This window comes from Pseudomonas sp. MWU13-2517 (assembly GCF_023242545.1).
GTDB lineage: Bacteria > Pseudomonadota > Gammaproteobacteria > Pseudomonadales > Pseudomonadaceae > Aquipseudomonas.
The window spans coordinates 295,198-309,135 of record NZ_JALMFA010000005.1 but is presented as its reverse complement, the minus strand read 5'-3'; the positions used below and the strand labels follow the sequence as shown (position 1 = coordinate 309,135).

Here is a 13,938-nt window from a genome sequence, read left to right as displayed (position 1 = left end):
CGTGACTCTTCGACCTTTTCTCGCGGCCCTCGCCGTTGTCGCTTTGGCGGGATGTGCAGCTGATCCTGCGCCGAATGAACAAATGCGCCTCACCCAGCAAGCCTTGGAACAAGCCAGCGCCGTGGGTGCCAACACCGACGAATCGCCTGAACTGAAACTGGCTGAAGACAAGTTCGCCAAGGCCAAGGCGGATATGGCTGGCCAGTCCTACAAGGACGCGCGTATGCAGGCTGAACAGGCCGAGCTGGACGCGCGCCTCGCCGAAGCGCGGATTCTGACCCGCAAAAGCCAGGAACAACTGAACGTGCTCAACACCCGCATCACTCGCCTGCGCAAGCAGTTGCAGTTGGGAGACGCCCAATGAGCCCGATCATGCGTGGTTTGAGTTGTGTCCTGTTGCTGAGCAGTGCCGCCCTGGGTGGTTGCGCCAGCCAGCCCAACAGCGAGCAGGCATTGCAGCAGGCCGGCAGTGACTTCCAGAAGGTCAAGGAAGACGCCAACGTGTTGCGTTTCGCGCCTAAAGACGTGATTCGCGCGGGCGAGTCCCTGGCCCGTGCAGACCGCTTGTCCAGCTATTGGGGCAGCGGTGGCGACGTGGTGCATTACGCCTACCTGAGCCAGCGCTACAGCGCGATCGCCCGTGAGCATGCCGAGCAGGGCCTCAACGCCGAGCGCGGCACCAAGCTCGAACTGGAACGCCAGCGCCTGCAATTGGCCCTGCGCGAAAACAAACTGGCCAGTGTTCAGCAGCAGGGCAAGTGGGTCGAAGCACAAATCGCCAGCCTCACCACCCAGACCGACCGGGGCCTGGTGATGACCCTGGGAGATGTGCTGTTTGATACCGGCGAAGCTGAACTGCAGAACTCGGCCAACCGTACAGTGCTGAAGATTGTGCAGTTCCTGCAACTGAACCCCAAGCGTCGTGTGCGCGTCGAGGGCTACACCGACAACACCGGGGGCGAGCAGGAGAACCTGAAGCTGTCCCGCGACCGTGCCCAATCGGTGGCGGACCTGTTGATGGACCTGGGTATCGATGACAAGCGTATCGAGGTCGAGGGTTACGGCGACCAGTACCCGGTAGAAGCCAATGCCTCCGAGCGTGGCCGCGCGCAGAATCGCCGGGTGGAAATCGTATTTTCTGACGAAAAGGGCCAACTGGGCGCCGCTCGCTGAAAACTCGCCTTACATCAACTGTAGGAGCGAGCTTGCGAAAAACCTCAGCGATCACGCGCGCTGCCTGAATGAATGCGGCGCCTGTGGGTTTTTCGCAAGCAGGCTCGCTCCTGCACGGTACCGGGGCAACTCCTCCCACAGTTTTTGCTGTCACTCCCGCCCGCGCTCGACTATTGTGGCAACTGTCCCCGTACACTTCTAAACTGTGCCGGTATGTTTCACACAAAAATAAAATACCCGTGAAATCGAGTGCTGCGTCATGACCAATCTGTTGCTTTACCAGCGCATTGCCCAGCAACTGGCTGAGGACATCCGGCGCGGTGTCTATCAGCCGGGGGAGCGCGTGCCGTCGGTGCGCAAGATGAGTTCCCAGCTCAACGTCAGCCATGCCACGGTGTTACAGGCCTACGCCAACCTGGAAGACCAGGGGCTGATTCGGGCGCGGCCGCAGTCGGGCTATTACGTGCACCAGACACCTGCGCTGACGGCACCCACGCCGGACATCGCGCGGGTCGAGCGCCCTGGGTTGGTCACCCGCAGCAGCATCATCCAGCAGGTACTGGTCGAGTCGCGCCGCGAAGGCGTCTTCCCATTGGGCGCTGCGGTGCCGAGTGTCGACTACCTCCCGGTACGCGCACTGCATCAACAGTTGGCCAAAGTCACGCGCTTCCAGAGCCCACGGGCGTTCAGCTACATGTTCAGCCCCGGTTTCGAACCGCTGCGCCGCCAGGTGGCGATTCGCATGCGCGACGCCGGCGTGGTGGTGGACCCGTCCGAAGTGGTGATCACCCACGGTTGCGTGGATGCGTTGCAGATGTCACTGCGAGTGCTCACCCGTCCCGGCGACCTGATCGCCGCCGAATCACCCACCTATTATGGGCTGCTGCAACTGGCCGATCTGCTGGGGCTGAAGGTCATCGAGATCCCCAGCGATCCCGCCACCGGCATGAGCCTGGAAGCCCTGCAACTGGCGGCGAACCAGTGGTCGATCAAGGCGCTGGTGTTGACCACGCGCCTGAGCAACCCGTTGGGTGCGACCATGCCGGAAGAGCGACAGAAACAGTTGCTGCGCCTGGCGTCGGATTTCGATATCCAGATCGTTGAAGACGATATCTATGGCGAACTGATGTTCGAAGTCGGTCGCACCAAGGCCCTCAAAGCCTATGACCGCCTGGATCGAGTGATCTACTGCTCAAGCTTTTCCAAGACATTGTCGCCCGGTGTGCGAATCGGCTGGATGATCGCCGGCAAGTACCAGCAGGAAATCCAGCGCTTGCAGATGTTCAGCACCCACTCTGCCTGCAGCGTCACCCAGATGGGCGTTGCGGCTTACCTGGAGAACGGTGGTTACGACCGACACTTGCGCTACATCCGCCAGGAGTACCGGAAGAATCTCAGCGCGTTCCAACTGGCCGTGCAGCAGTATTTTCCTGAAGGCACGCAAATGACCCGGCCAACCGGCGGCTTTATCCTGTGGGTCAGTTTGCCGGGGCGGGTCAATACTCAGGAACTGCACGTGCGCGCCTTGCAACAAGGCATCAGTATTGCGCCTGGGGTGATCTTCAGTAATACGGAACAGTTCAACCACTGTATTCGCCTGAACTGTGGGACGCCGTGGAACCGCGAGGCAGAGCGGGCATTGATGACCCTTGGCATGCTCGCCAACCAGTTGTGCCAGGAAACGGCGGCAGGCTTTTGAGGTGTAGAAAGGGGACAGTTCGCCCGCATGGCTGATCACCGCGCTTGTCATGCCGCGCACAACAAGCGAGCATATGGCTTTCTGCCGTTAATGCTGTTGGCGATATGACCTCTATTTTTCGCGCTGTCTGGATGGTTGGCCTGTTAACCCTGTGTAACGTCGGCACTGTGCTGGCCGCGGCGCCCGTGAGTGAGACCAAGCCCGCCGCCCAGGCTCAGCAGAAGACTCCAGCGAAAAAAACGGCCCCCGCCAAAAAGAAAGCCGCGCCGGCGAAGAAACGTGCACCGGTTGCCAGCAAATCCAAGTCGGCCCATGAAGTGGCACAGACCAAGCTGCCGCCGGCGCAGTTGGACCTGTCTTTGCCCACGGACATGGTGAGGCACTTGCAGCCAATCGGCACCATGCCCAAGCCCAAGAGCGTGCCGTTGTTGCCGCCGATGTTTGGCGAAAAGCCATCTGATAACAGCGCATTCCAGATCAACGGCCGCTTGCTCAGTAATGAGATGAAGCTACAACTGCGTAACGAAGAACGGCGTGAAGTGGAAGGCGCCGCGCTGGATTTCGAATTCAAGCAGTAAACTTTTCCCTGCAACGTGACGCTCGCCTTTGACCATCTGTCGCAGACTGGTCAGTCATTTTTGTTTTGTGCGAAAAACCCCTGTTAGACCATTTTAAAACGGCTGTTTTAGAGCGTACTCTAGTCCGGCCATCTCTATTGAGCCGTCGTCGAGGACTGCTGGTCATGAAATGCCGTGAAGGCTGTGGCGCTTGCTGCATCGCCCCCTCCATCAGTTCACCGCTGCCGGGAATGCCCAACGGCAAACCCGCGGGAGAACGCTGCGTGCACTTGTCGGTCGAACAGCTGTGCCAGCTGTTTGGCCGTCCGGAGCGACCGGCGGTGTGCAGCGACTTCAAGGCGGATATCGAGGTCTGCGGCAACGACCAGGCCGACGCGATCCGGCTGATTGGCTGGTGGGAGCAGATGACGGCGGCTTGATGGGCTTTACTATCGGAACTTCAACAATAAGGAATACAACAATGGGTTCGCTGAAACGAATGGCGGTATTGTGCGGTTTTACAGTGTTGTTCGCTGCCACTGCCCAGGCGGAAGATTGGCAGGTTGCCAAGGACGAGGACGGTATCAAGGTGTCCTTGAGCGAAATCGCCGGCTCCAAGTACAAGGCTTATCGCGGCGTCACAGTGATCAAGGCCCCGGTTGCCAAGATCCAGGCCTTGCAGGAAGACGTGGCCGGTGCCTGTTCCTGGATTCACGAATGCAAATCGCAAAAGCTGCTCAAGCAGGAAGGCGACAAGAGCTGGACCTACACCCAGTTCAAGGCACCGTTCCCGGTGACCGACCGCGACTCCATCCTCGAAATCACCACCTCCAAGGCTGCCGACGGCACCGTGACCCGCAAGTTGCTGGAAGTGCCGACCTACCAGCCGGAAGTCAAAGGCTATGTTCGTGTGGCCCAGGTTGAGGGTTTCTGGAAGCTCGTGCCCAAAGGCGACAACCAGACCGAAGTGACTTACCAGGTGCACACCGAGCCAGGCGGCAGCGTGCCGTCGTGGCTGGCCAACAAGTTCGTGGTGGACGCCCCGTTCAACACCTTGAAAGCCTTGAAAGAACACGCTGAAAAATAAACGTGGTTGATCAGGTGCCTCCGACCTTGGGTGGAACATTTGCCGAGCCCCCAAGGTCAAGATAGATGTGAGCCCACACTTGGGTTTTATCGAGGAGGCACCGATGCAAAAGTGGCAGATTACCTTTGTTGATGACCACGGCGTGAAGTCCGTGGAGCAATTCGATTGCGCGCAAAAGCCCAGCCTCGAAGATGCGGCGCACATGATCCGCAGCAAGCTGGTGCCCGTGGCCGCCGAACTCGACCTCAATGACCTTGAGGGACGCCAGCCTGAGCCTACGGTCAAGATCCTCAAGGACCAGAACAGTATCCAGATTCTCGACATCTCACCTGCTGCCTGAACAATCCCTGTAAGTCATCCAAACCACCTCTGGTGGAGGTGATAGCTTCGCGCTACTCTGCAAACGAGATCAGCGAATGAATCGCTAAGGTCTGGTCTTGTCAGCTACATGCTTGTTTTCCAGCGGTGTTGTTATTGCCGTAGCTCCTGCGCCAGTACGGCGCAGGCTTCGGGAAGCACGGAAAGTCTATCCATCGGTTTGAGGAGGACGTTTCATGAGCACAGCCTATCAAGAAGATATCAGCACCCATGTTCTGCGCCGCATGAAAGAAGGCGGCTTCGACTTCTCGCGTTTTCACCCCATTGAGTTCTACGCCATTTTCCCCGATGAAGAGCGGGCGCGCAGGGCTGCGGGTCGATTTCGTGGGGAATCGCTGAATGCCCAGGTCAGCGCGCGCGACGATGGCGCGTGGTACTTGGAACTGAGCAAAATCATGTCCGCGACCTACGACGGTATAGGAGACTTCGAGCAAGACTTTGAAGCGGTGGTCGAGCCGCTGGGCGGGATCATCGAGGGTTGGGGCGTGAAGCAGGAGGTGCGCGGCTTGCCCATGTAGTTTGTGTAGGGCCTCAACGTATCGGCTGACCTTCGGGTCGGCCGATTTTGTTTGTGTCGTCTGAAAATGTTCTGAACTTGCGCTGCACTTTTTCGGCCTCAAAAAAAAGCCACCCAATGAGGGTGGCCTAAAGGGAAGAGCGGAGCGCTGAAGGCAGTTCAGCAGATGGAGTGATTATCCCTGGAGGCTGCCGGGCAATGAAATCAACTCTGTCTATGCTGTTGATAGTCAAAGCCCGCATTGGGATGAAGCGTGAAGCAAGACGGCGGGCATTCTTCGCACCAGGACGGTGCGGCTGGATTTCGCTGGTTATCCAAAAGACTGATTTATAAGTGTTTATGCCGATGGCACGGGCCTTGCGATGGTTCTTGCGTCCGGGTGACAAGGAGTACGGCATGATCCGCACTTATTACGACGAGATGTACGATGGGGCCGGCCAGGTCCGCCCCCATTACCGCGAATTCGCCCGCTGGTTGGCCGAAACCCCTGCCGAGCTGCTCGCCCAACGCCGGCGTGAAGCCGATTTGCTGTTCCACCGGGCCGGGATCACGTTCACCCTGTATGGGGACGAGCAGGGCACCGAGCGCCTGATCCCCTTCGATACGATCCCGCGCAGCATACCGGCGAGCGAGTGGCGCATTGTCGAACGCGGCTGCGTCCAGCGGGTCAAGGCGCTGAACATGTTCCTCGCCGACCTGTATCACGACCAACGCATCATCAAGGCCGGGATCATTCCCGCTGAACAGGTGCTGGCCAACGAGCAGTACCAGCTGGCTATGCAAGGTCTGAATCTACACCGCGACCTGTATTCCCACATCTCCGGCGTCGACCTCGTACGGGATGGCGACGGGACCTACTACGTGCTGGAAGATAATCTGCGTACACCGAGCGGTGTCAGCTACATGCTCGAAGATCGCAAGATGATGATGCGCCTGTTCCCCGAACTGTTCGCCGCCCAGCGCATTGCACCGATCGATCATTACCCCAACCTGTTGCTCGATACCCTCAAAAGCTCAAGCCCCCTGGATAACCCAAGCGTGGTAGTGCTGACGCCGGGGCGCTTCAACAGTGCATTCTTCGAACATGCGTTCCTGGCCCGGGAAATGGGCGTGGAACTGGTGGAAGGAGCCGACCTGTTCGTGCGCGATGACCGCGTGTTCATGCGCACCACCGATGGCCCCAAGGCCGTGGATGTGATCTATCGTCGACTCGATGACGCGTTCCTCGACCCGCTGGCCTTCAATCCGGCCTCCATGCTCGGCGTGCCCGGCCTGCTCGCCGCCTACCGTTCGGGCAACGTGGTGCTGGCCAATGCCATCGGCACCGGGGTGGCGGATGACAAGTCGGTGTACCCCTTCGTCACCGAGATGATCCGTTTCTATCTGGATGAAGAACCTATCCTGAAGAATGTTCCGACGTTCCAATGTCGTAAGCCTGACGAACTGTCCCACGTACTGGCCAACCTGCCGGACTTGGTGGTGAAGGAAACCCAAGGCTCCGGCGGCTACGGCATGCTGGTGGGCCCGGCGTCCACGGCGGCGGAAATCGAAGCCTTTCGCGCCCGCATCAAAGCCAAACCCCACGCTTATATCGCCCAGCCGACATTGTGTTTATCCACGTGCCCGACCTTCGTCGAAAACGGCATTGCACCGCGTCATATCGACCTGCGTCCCTTTGTGTTGTCCGGCAAGGAAACCCGCGTGGTGCCCGGCGGCCTGACCCGCGTGGCGCTGCGTGAAGGCTCGCTGGTGGTCAACTCGTCCCAGGGCGGCGGCACCAAAGACACTTGGGTGGTCGAGGACTGATGCCATGTTGAGTAGAACTGCCTCGGATTTGTACTGGATGTCGCGCTACCTGGAGCGCGCGGAAAACCTCGCGCGCATGCTTGATGTCAGTTATTCGCTGTCCCTGATGCCGCAAGACGGGCACGGTGACGGTCTGCATGAACTGGCCATGCCGTTGCTGATCACCGGCACCCTGGATGATTACCGTGAGCGCCACGGTGAATTGCATGCCGAACGCCTGCTGCACTTCTTTGCGCTGGATGCAGCCAACCCGGCCAGCATCTACAGCTGTCTCGGCTCAGCGCGGGCCAGCGCCCATGCGGTGCGTGGGCGAATTACCGCCGATATGTGGGAAAACATTAACGCCACTTGGCTGGACATCCGTGACATTGCCCAACAAGGCTTGAGCCATTACGGCATGAGCCGGTTTTGCGAGTGGGTCAAGGAGCGCTCGCACCTGTTCCGGGGCGCGACCTATGGCACCATCATGCGTAACGACGCCTTTCGTTTTATCCGCCTGGGCACCTTCATCGAGCGCGCCGACAACACCTTGCGCCTGCTGGACGCACGTTATGAAATGGCCGGCGACCAGGCCGCCGCCGTCACCGACGGCACAGCCCACGCCTACTATCAGTGGAGCGCCTTGTTGCGCGCGTTATCGTCGTTCGAGGCCTACACCGAGATCTATCGCGACGCGCCTGGTGCCCGGCAAGTGGCTGAGCTGCTGCTGTTGCGCGCTGATGTCCCACGCTCGCTGCGCGCCTGCAGCGAGGAGATCGACCAGATCCTTGCCAGCCTGCCCGGCCTCAACGGCCGCCCGGCCCAGCGCCTGGCCGCCGAAATGGACGCACGCCTGCGCTTTACCGCCATCGACGAAATCCTTGAGGAAGGCCTGCACGCCTGGCTGACCGACTTTATCCCTCTGGTCCGCCAGCTGGGCGACGCCATCTACAGTTCCTACCTGGAGGCCGCATGAGACTCTCTCTCAGCCACGAAACCACCTACCACTATGAAGACCAGGTGCGCGCCAGCATCCAGTACCTGCGGCTTACGCCCCACGACAGCGAGCGCCAGCACGTCATCAGCTGGAAGCTCGACCTGCCACGGCCGGTGCGGGCGCAGATCGACCCGTTCGGCAATATCCTGCATGTATTGACCCTGGACGAACCCCACGACGCTATCATCATCGGCGCCCGTGGCCAGGTGGACATCGATGAGTTACGCGAGGCTGAACACGAGAGCCAGTCGGCCTTCCCATTCCTGCGCAGCACGCGCCTGACCGAGCCTGACGAGGCGTTGCGCAGCTTTGCCGAGCAGCACTGCCGGCAACGTCGTGACCGCAGCGCATTGATCGACCTGATGCACGCGCTCAACCAGACGATGGTCTACACGCCTGGCGTAACCGCCATCGACACCAGCGCCGCCGAGGCTTTTGCCGGGCAGGCGGGCGTATGCCAGGACCACACTCACGCGTTCCTGGCCTGTGCACGTAGCCTGGGGATCCCGGCGCGTTATGTGTCGGGGTACCTGTACACCGAAGACAGTACGCACCTGGCCAGCCACGCTTGGGCTGAAGCCTGGCTGGATGACGCCTGGTACAGCTTTGACGTGACCAACCAACTGGCGCGACCGGAGCGGCATTTGAAACTGGCCGTGGGCCTGGATTACCTGGATGCCTGCCCGGTACGCGGCATGCGCCGGGGCGGCGGGCATGAGCAGATGCATGCCAAAGTCTACGTGGCCCAGACCCCGGTCATCTCCGTCCATCAGCAATGATCGGAAAACAGATGCGGTCGAAGGCGGGAAGGGGCTTGCTCCCGATAGCGGTGCGTCAGCTGAAAATGCCTGACTGACACGCTGCTATCGTGGCGCAAGCCTCCCTCTATAGGGTGAGGGAGTTCGCCGCGACGATCAGGGTTGTTGTTTACGCCCCGCCATATGCCTCAAATACCCCACCAGCAAATCCAGTTCGGTATCGGGCAACACACTGGCCGTAAACGCCGGCATCTTCGCCTGTGGCCAATGGCGCAGGCTCTGAGGATCGCGGATATAACGCTTGAGGAAATCCCCGCTGAAATATTCGGTGGGGTTGTAGGGAATATTCAGATCCGGTCCCATTTGCGCATCGCCGGCGCCATTGAGGCGATGACAGGCCAGGCAGTTTTTCTGGAACAACGCAAAGCCTTGGTTGATGGGGTCATTCGTCGCCAGCTTCGGGTCGGGCAGCAAGGCTGGAAACCGTTCGGCGACTGTCTTCAGTTGCTTGATCCCGGAGATCTGGAACGGCCACTGCTCAGGGCTGATATGGCCGACTTGCGGGTCGGTCCACACCAGATAAAACGGCCCTGCGCTCGGTTTACCTTCCGCCAGCGCCGGCCATGGGTGGGCGGGATCCTCCACCGCCAGCCAGGCGCGGGCGCCGTGGTTTTGCAGCAGCGGCGCGGCAGCCAGTTCGGCGGCGAAGCCATCGAGGGCGACGGCTTGCAGGTGGCTATCCGGTTTCAGCCCCGGGAGCAGGGCGGCGAGTGGCACTGCGCGATAGGTCATAGTGCGCTTGTAGGAAACGTCATCGACGATCTGCACCGTTTGTATATCCGGCCGCTTGAGCAAGTCGGCGGTCTGCCAGGTCTTGGTGGTGTGCTCCAGTTCGATGGTCAATTGCGCGGCAGAAACAGGCAGAGTCAGTAACGCGATGAGCAGGGCGAGGATCGTTTTCAAGAGAAGGGCCCGATATGAATGGCAATGGCACTCACGATAACGGAAATTGGCACGCAAAACGGCAGCGCCTGCACAGGGCCGCTATTCGCAATGTCCCGACAGGTGCTGCCAAAACTGCAGGCCTGATGCTGTGTGCACCGAATGTGAGTGTTAAGCCGTCACCCGATAATCTTGGTCAGATTGGGCAAGATCAGAATCAGTGTGGTGGCGAAAAGAATGAGTCCCGCCTGGCGTACTTTCGATTGTTTGAACATGGCTGACTGCCTTTTGTTGTTATTCCTGAGCGTCAAATGCGTGCCGTTGAATTTCACTATGACGAAATGACGTGTCGCTTTTCTTACAGCTGCTCCAGCAAAACCCGGCAGCAGCCTCTTACAGATTCAACCTTAGAGCCCCTGTTCTGCGCGGCTTAGATCCATTTCATATCACCTCATCAGCTTTTGAGCTAAAAACGGCATGAGGCTATTCGCCATCTTGGCGCCAGCCCTAGGGCTAGACAGCTAAAACGATTAATCAGCGGTTTCGCTTAGCTGCCTACCGTTCGTCCGAGCGAGGGTGTCAAAAGCAATGAGCGCATCCGTCATTGAAACCGTGTCAATCGGGCCTAAGGTAGGAGCACACGCACAGCGGTTCGAGGATGTCATGACCCAAGCTTTGATCTTTGACGCAATACGTACGCCCCGCGGCAAAGGCAAGGCCGATGGCGCCTTGCACAGCATCAAGCCGGTGAACCTGGTGGCCGGTTTGCTCACCGCACTGGCGCAACGCGGCGACCTCGATACGCAGCAGGTGGATGATATCGTCCTCGGCTGCGTGACCCCGGTGGGCGATCAGGGCGCCGACATCGCCAAGACGGCCGCGCTGGTAGCGGATTGGGATGTCAGCGTCGCAGGCGTACAGGTCAACCGCTTTTGCGCCTCGGGCCTGGAAGCGGTGAACCTTGGCGCGATGAAAGTGCGCTCAGGCTTCGAGGACCTGGTGGTGGTCGGCGGCGTCGAGTCCATGTCGCGGGTGCCTATGGGTAGCGATGGCGGGGCCTGGGTACTCGACCCGCACACCAATATGCACAGTCATTTCACGCCCCAGGGCATTGGTGCCGATTTGATCGCCACCCTGGAAGGCTTCAGTCGCGAGGATGTCGATACCTTCGCCCTGCAGTCCCAGCAGAAAGCGGCCAGGGCGCGTGCAGACGGTTCCTTCAGCAAATCCCTGATCCCGGTGCAGGACCAGAATGGCATCGTGCTGCTGGACCATGACGAATTCATCCGCGGCGATTCCACGCTCGACGGCCTGGGTAAACTCAAGCCCAGCTTCGAAATGATGGGGCAGATGGGCTTCGATGCCACCGCGTTGCGGGTCTACAGCCATGTGGAGCGCATCAACCATGTACACACGCCGGGCAACAGCTCCGGGATTGTCGACGGTGCTGCGTTGATGTTGATCGGCTCCGAGGCCAAGGGCCGCGAACTGGGGCTGCAGCCGCGAGCTCGCATCGTCGCGACGGCGGTCACCAGCACCGACCCGACCATCATGCTCACCGGTCCGGCGCCGGCCACGCGTAAGGCACTGGCCAAAGCCGGGTTGCGCGTAGAAGACATCGATTTGTTCGAGGTCAACGAAGCCTTCGCTTCGGTGGTGCTCAAGTTCATCAAGGACATGCGCATCGACGCCGCACGGGTCAATGTCAACGGCGGCTCCATCGCCATGGGCCACCCGTTGGGCGCCACCGGCTGCGCGATCCTCGGCACCCTGCTCGACGAGCTGGAGGTGCGCCGGCAGCGCTATGGCCTGGCCACCCTGTGTGTCGGCGGTGGCATGGGCATCGCTACCATCATCGAACGCCTCTGAGCCGAAGGAAACTGTCATGACTGACGCTATTCGTTACGAAAAAGGCCAGGACCAGATTGTGGTACTGACCCTCGACATGCCTGGCCAGACTGCCAACACCATGAACGCCGCGTACCGCGAGGCCATGGCGGCCACCGTCACGCGCCTGGAAGCGGAGAAGGACAGCATTGCCGGTGTGATCATCACCTCGGCCAAGAAAACGTTTTTTGCCGGTGGCGACCTCAATGAGTTGATCAAGGTCGACAAGCTCCACGCCAAGGCATTCTACGACGGTGTGCGGGTGCTCAAGGCGCAGTTGCGCCGCCTGGAAACCCTCGGCAAACCGGTGGTGGCCGCGATCAATGGCGCGGCCCTGGGCGGTGGCTGGGAGATCTGCCTGGCTTGCCATTACCGCGTCGCGCTGGAAGATAAATCCACTCAACTCGGTTTGCCGGAAGTCACTCTGGGCCTGTTGCCAGGCGGCGGCGGGGTCGTGCGCATGGTACGTATGCTGGGGCTGGAAAAGGCCCTGCCGTATTTGCTGGAAGGCAAAAAAGTACGGCCGCAGCAGGCGCTGCAAGCCGGCTTGATCAATGAACTGGCCGTGAACCGCGATGAACTGCTGGCCAAATCCCGCGCCTGGATTCTCGCCAACCCCGAGGCCAGGCAGCCTTGGGACAACAAGGCGTATCAAATCCCCGGGGGGACGCCGTCGAACCCCAAGGTGGCGCAGATGCTGGCGATTGCGCCGTCGATGTTGCGCAGCAAAACCCACGGCTGCTTTCCGGCGCCGGAGAAGATCCTGTGCGCCGCCGTGGAAGGCGCACAGGTAGATTTCGACACCGCACACCTGATCGAAACCCGCTACTTCACCGAGCTGGTCACCGGCCAGGTGGCGAAAAACATGATCGGCACCTTCTGGTTCCAGCTCAACGAAATCAATGCCGGCAGCTCGCGACCCCAAGGGTATGCGCCTTACGTGACGCGCAAAGTCGGTGTGCTCGGCGCCGGGATGATGGGCGCGGGTATCGCGTATGTCAGTGCCTGTGCGGGCATCGACGTGGTGCTCAAGGACATCAATATCGCCGCCGCCGAAAAAGGCAAGGCTCACTCGGCCACGCTGTTGGATAAGAAGGTCGGTCGTGGGCAATTGACCGCCGAACAGCGCGACGCCACCCTGGCGCGCATTCATCCTACGGCCCTTGATGCCGACTTGGCCGGTTGCGACCTGATCATCGAAGCCGTATTTGAAAACCGCGAGCTCAAGGCTCAGGTTTCGGCGGCTGCCCAAAGCGTGGTTGGCGCCGAGGCGGTGATCGCCTCTAATACCTCGACCTTGCCCATCAGCGGCCTGGCCAAGGCCGTAGCCGATCCAGGCAAGTTCCTCGGCCTGCATTTCTTCAGCCCGGTGGACAAGATGCCGTTGGTGGAAATCATCAAGGGCGCGCAAACCAGCGACGAAACCCTGGCCAGAGGTTTTGACTTCGTACTGCAAATCAAGAAAACCCCGATCGTGGTCAACGATAGCCGCGGGTTCTTCACCTCGCGGGTGTTCGGCACTTTCACCAACGAAGGCATTGCTATGCTCGGTGAAGGCGTGGCCGCGCCGATGATCGAGACCGAAGCGCGCAAGGCCGGCATGCCGGTGGGGCCGTTGGCGGTGTCCGATGAAGTGTCGCTCAGTTTGATGAGCCAAATCCGACAGCAGACGGCCAAGGACCTGCAGGCGGAAGGTAAGGACGTGCCGACGCATCCGGCGACGCGGGTGATCGAGCTGCTGGTGAATGAGTACAAACGCGCCGGCAAGGCGGCGGGTGGCGGCTTCTATGACTATCCGGCCAGTGGACAGAAGCACCTGTGGCCCGAACTGAAGGCCCGATTCGAACAGCCCGGCAAACAGATTTCGCCGCAGGATGTGCGTGACCGCCTGCTGTTTATCCAGGCCATCGAAACCGTGCGCTGCGTGGAAGAGGGGGTGTTGATGTACACGGCGGATGCCAACGTGGGTTCGATCTTCGGCATTGGCTTTGCCGCGTGGAGTGGCGGTGCGTTGCAATTTATCAACCAGTACGGGTTGAACGACTTCATCGCCCGGGCGCGCTACCTGGCGGAGCAATATGGGGAGCGGTTCCTGCCGCCGGCGTTATTGTTGGAGAAAGCGGCACGGAACGCGACCTTCTGACGGTTTTGGGCATGT

Annotated in this window: 14 protein-coding genes; 13 read left to right on the top strand and 1 reads right to left on the bottom strand. The window is 60.2% G+C overall.

Going from position 1 to position 13,938, the window contains the following annotated elements; translation table 11 throughout:
- The first annotated feature begins 1 nt into the window (after position 1).
- The 11 genes from M5B97_RS09960 (at position 2) to M5B97_RS09910 (ending at position 8,972) form a co-directional block, all read left to right on the top strand.
- Complete coding sequence (locus tag M5B97_RS09960; RefSeq protein WP_123714264.1) at positions 2–364, top strand: DUF4398 domain-containing protein; 363 nt, start codon at positions 2–4, stop codon at positions 362–364.
- Positions 361–1,173, top strand: coding sequence for an OmpA family protein (locus M5B97_RS09955; RefSeq protein WP_248731385.1), 813 nt, complete (start codon positions 361–363; stop codon positions 1,171–1,173). Before M5B97_RS09960 ends, M5B97_RS09955 begins: the two co-directional genes overlap by 4 nt.
- Before the next feature lie 259 nt (positions 1,174–1,432).
- Complete coding sequence (locus M5B97_RS09950; protein ID WP_123714266.1) at positions 1,433–2,872, top strand: PLP-dependent aminotransferase family protein; 1,440 nt, start codon at positions 1,433–1,435, stop codon at positions 2,870–2,872.
- A 104-nt stretch (positions 2,873–2,976) separates the two neighbouring features.
- Positions 2,977–3,450, top strand: a complete 474-nt coding sequence (locus M5B97_RS09945) for a translation initiation factor 2 (protein ID WP_248731384.1) — start codon at positions 2,977–2,979, stop codon at positions 3,448–3,450.
- A gap of 164 nt (positions 3,451–3,614) precedes the next feature.
- Positions 3,615–3,869 carry a YkgJ family cysteine cluster protein gene (locus M5B97_RS09940; protein ID WP_134657072.1) on the top strand — a complete coding sequence of 85 codons (255 nt, stop codon included), beginning with the start codon at positions 3,615–3,617 and terminating at the stop codon, positions 3,867–3,869.
- A gap of 41 nt (positions 3,870–3,910) precedes the next feature.
- Complete coding sequence (locus tag M5B97_RS09935) at positions 3,911–4,516, top strand: START domain-containing protein (RefSeq protein WP_123714269.1); 606 nt, start codon at positions 3,911–3,913, stop codon at positions 4,514–4,516.
- 103 nt (positions 4,517–4,619) lie between these two features.
- Entirely contained in the window at positions 4,620–4,856 is a 237-nt protein-coding gene (locus M5B97_RS09930) for a hypothetical protein (RefSeq protein WP_123714270.1), read from the top strand.
- Positions 4,857–5,070: 214 nt separating this feature from the next.
- Positions 5,071–5,412, top strand: a complete 342-nt coding sequence (locus M5B97_RS09925) for a ribonuclease E inhibitor RraB (protein ID WP_060756266.1) — start codon at positions 5,071–5,073, stop codon at positions 5,410–5,412.
- Between the two features lie 395 nt (positions 5,413–5,807).
- The gene (locus tag M5B97_RS09920) at positions 5,808–7,217 is read left to right on the top strand and encodes a circularly permuted type 2 ATP-grasp protein (RefSeq protein ID WP_248731383.1); all 1,410 of its coding nucleotides are present in this window, start codon (positions 5,808–5,810) and stop codon (positions 7,215–7,217) included.
- A gap of 4 nt (positions 7,218–7,221) precedes the next feature.
- On the top strand, positions 7,222–8,172 hold the full coding sequence (locus M5B97_RS09915) for an alpha-E domain-containing protein (RefSeq protein WP_123714272.1): 951 nt from the start codon (positions 7,222–7,224) through the stop codon (positions 8,170–8,172).
- The gene (locus tag M5B97_RS09910; protein WP_123714273.1) at positions 8,169–8,972 is read left to right on the top strand and encodes a transglutaminase family protein; all 804 of its coding nucleotides are present in this window, start codon (positions 8,169–8,171) and stop codon (positions 8,970–8,972) included. The genes M5B97_RS09915 and M5B97_RS09910 overlap by 4 nt, the downstream gene beginning before the upstream one ends.
- A 135-nt stretch (positions 8,973–9,107) precedes the next feature.
- Here M5B97_RS09910 and M5B97_RS09905 read toward each other — a convergent pair whose 3' ends face one another.
- Positions 9,108–9,914, bottom strand: a complete 807-nt coding sequence (locus M5B97_RS09905) for a cytochrome c (protein ID WP_248731382.1) — start codon at positions 9,912–9,914, stop codon at positions 9,108–9,110.
- A 642-nt stretch (positions 9,915–10,556) separates the two neighbouring features.
- Here M5B97_RS09905 and M5B97_RS09900 point away from each other — a divergent pair.
- Both M5B97_RS09900 and M5B97_RS09895 read left to right on the top strand, forming a co-directional pair.
- Entirely contained in the window at positions 10,557–11,762 is a 1,206-nt protein-coding gene (locus M5B97_RS09900; protein WP_248731381.1) for an acetyl-CoA C-acetyltransferase, read from the top strand.
- A 16-nt stretch (positions 11,763–11,778) separates the two neighbouring features.
- The gene (locus M5B97_RS09895; protein WP_248731380.1) at positions 11,779–13,923 is read left to right on the top strand and encodes a 3-hydroxyacyl-CoA dehydrogenase NAD-binding domain-containing protein; all 2,145 of its coding nucleotides are present in this window, start codon (positions 11,779–11,781) and stop codon (positions 13,921–13,923) included.
- Positions 13,924–13,938 lie beyond the last annotated feature (15 nt).

Bases quoted from the DNA above. Each gene is read 5' to 3' on its own strand.
- M5B97_RS09955 (WP_248731385.1), top strand. From the start codon at position 361: ATGAGCCCGATCATGCGTGGTTTGAGTTGTGTCCTGTTGCTGAGCAGT.
- M5B97_RS09900 (WP_248731381.1), top strand. From the start codon at position 10,557: ATGACCCAAGCTTTGATCTTTGACGCAATACGTACGCCCCGCGGCAAA.
- M5B97_RS09935 (WP_123714269.1), top strand. From the start codon at position 3,911: ATGGGTTCGCTGAAACGAATGGCGGTATTGTGCGGTTTTACAGTGTTG.
- M5B97_RS09910 (WP_123714273.1), top strand. From the start codon at position 8,169: ATGAGACTCTCTCTCAGCCACGAAACCACCTACCACTATGAAGACCAG.
- M5B97_RS09895 (WP_248731380.1), top strand. From the start codon at position 11,779: ATGACTGACGCTATTCGTTACGAAAAAGGCCAGGACCAGATTGTGGTA.
- M5B97_RS09950 (WP_123714266.1), top strand. From the start codon at position 1,433: ATGACCAATCTGTTGCTTTACCAGCGCATTGCCCAGCAACTGGCTGAG.
- M5B97_RS09930 (WP_123714270.1), top strand. From the start codon at position 4,620: ATGCAAAAGTGGCAGATTACCTTTGTTGATGACCACGGCGTGAAGTCC.
- M5B97_RS09925 (WP_060756266.1), top strand. From the start codon at position 5,071: ATGAGCACAGCCTATCAAGAAGATATCAGCACCCATGTTCTGCGCCGC.
- M5B97_RS09940 (WP_134657072.1), top strand. From the start codon at position 3,615: ATGAAATGCCGTGAAGGCTGTGGCGCTTGCTGCATCGCCCCCTCCATC.
- M5B97_RS09920 (WP_248731383.1), top strand. From the start codon at position 5,808: ATGATCCGCACTTATTACGACGAGATGTACGATGGGGCCGGCCAGGTC.
- M5B97_RS09945 (WP_248731384.1), top strand. From the start codon at position 2,977: ATGACCTCTATTTTTCGCGCTGTCTGGATGGTTGGCCTGTTAACCCTG.
- M5B97_RS09915 (WP_123714272.1), top strand. From the start codon at position 7,222: ATGTTGAGTAGAACTGCCTCGGATTTGTACTGGATGTCGCGCTACCTG.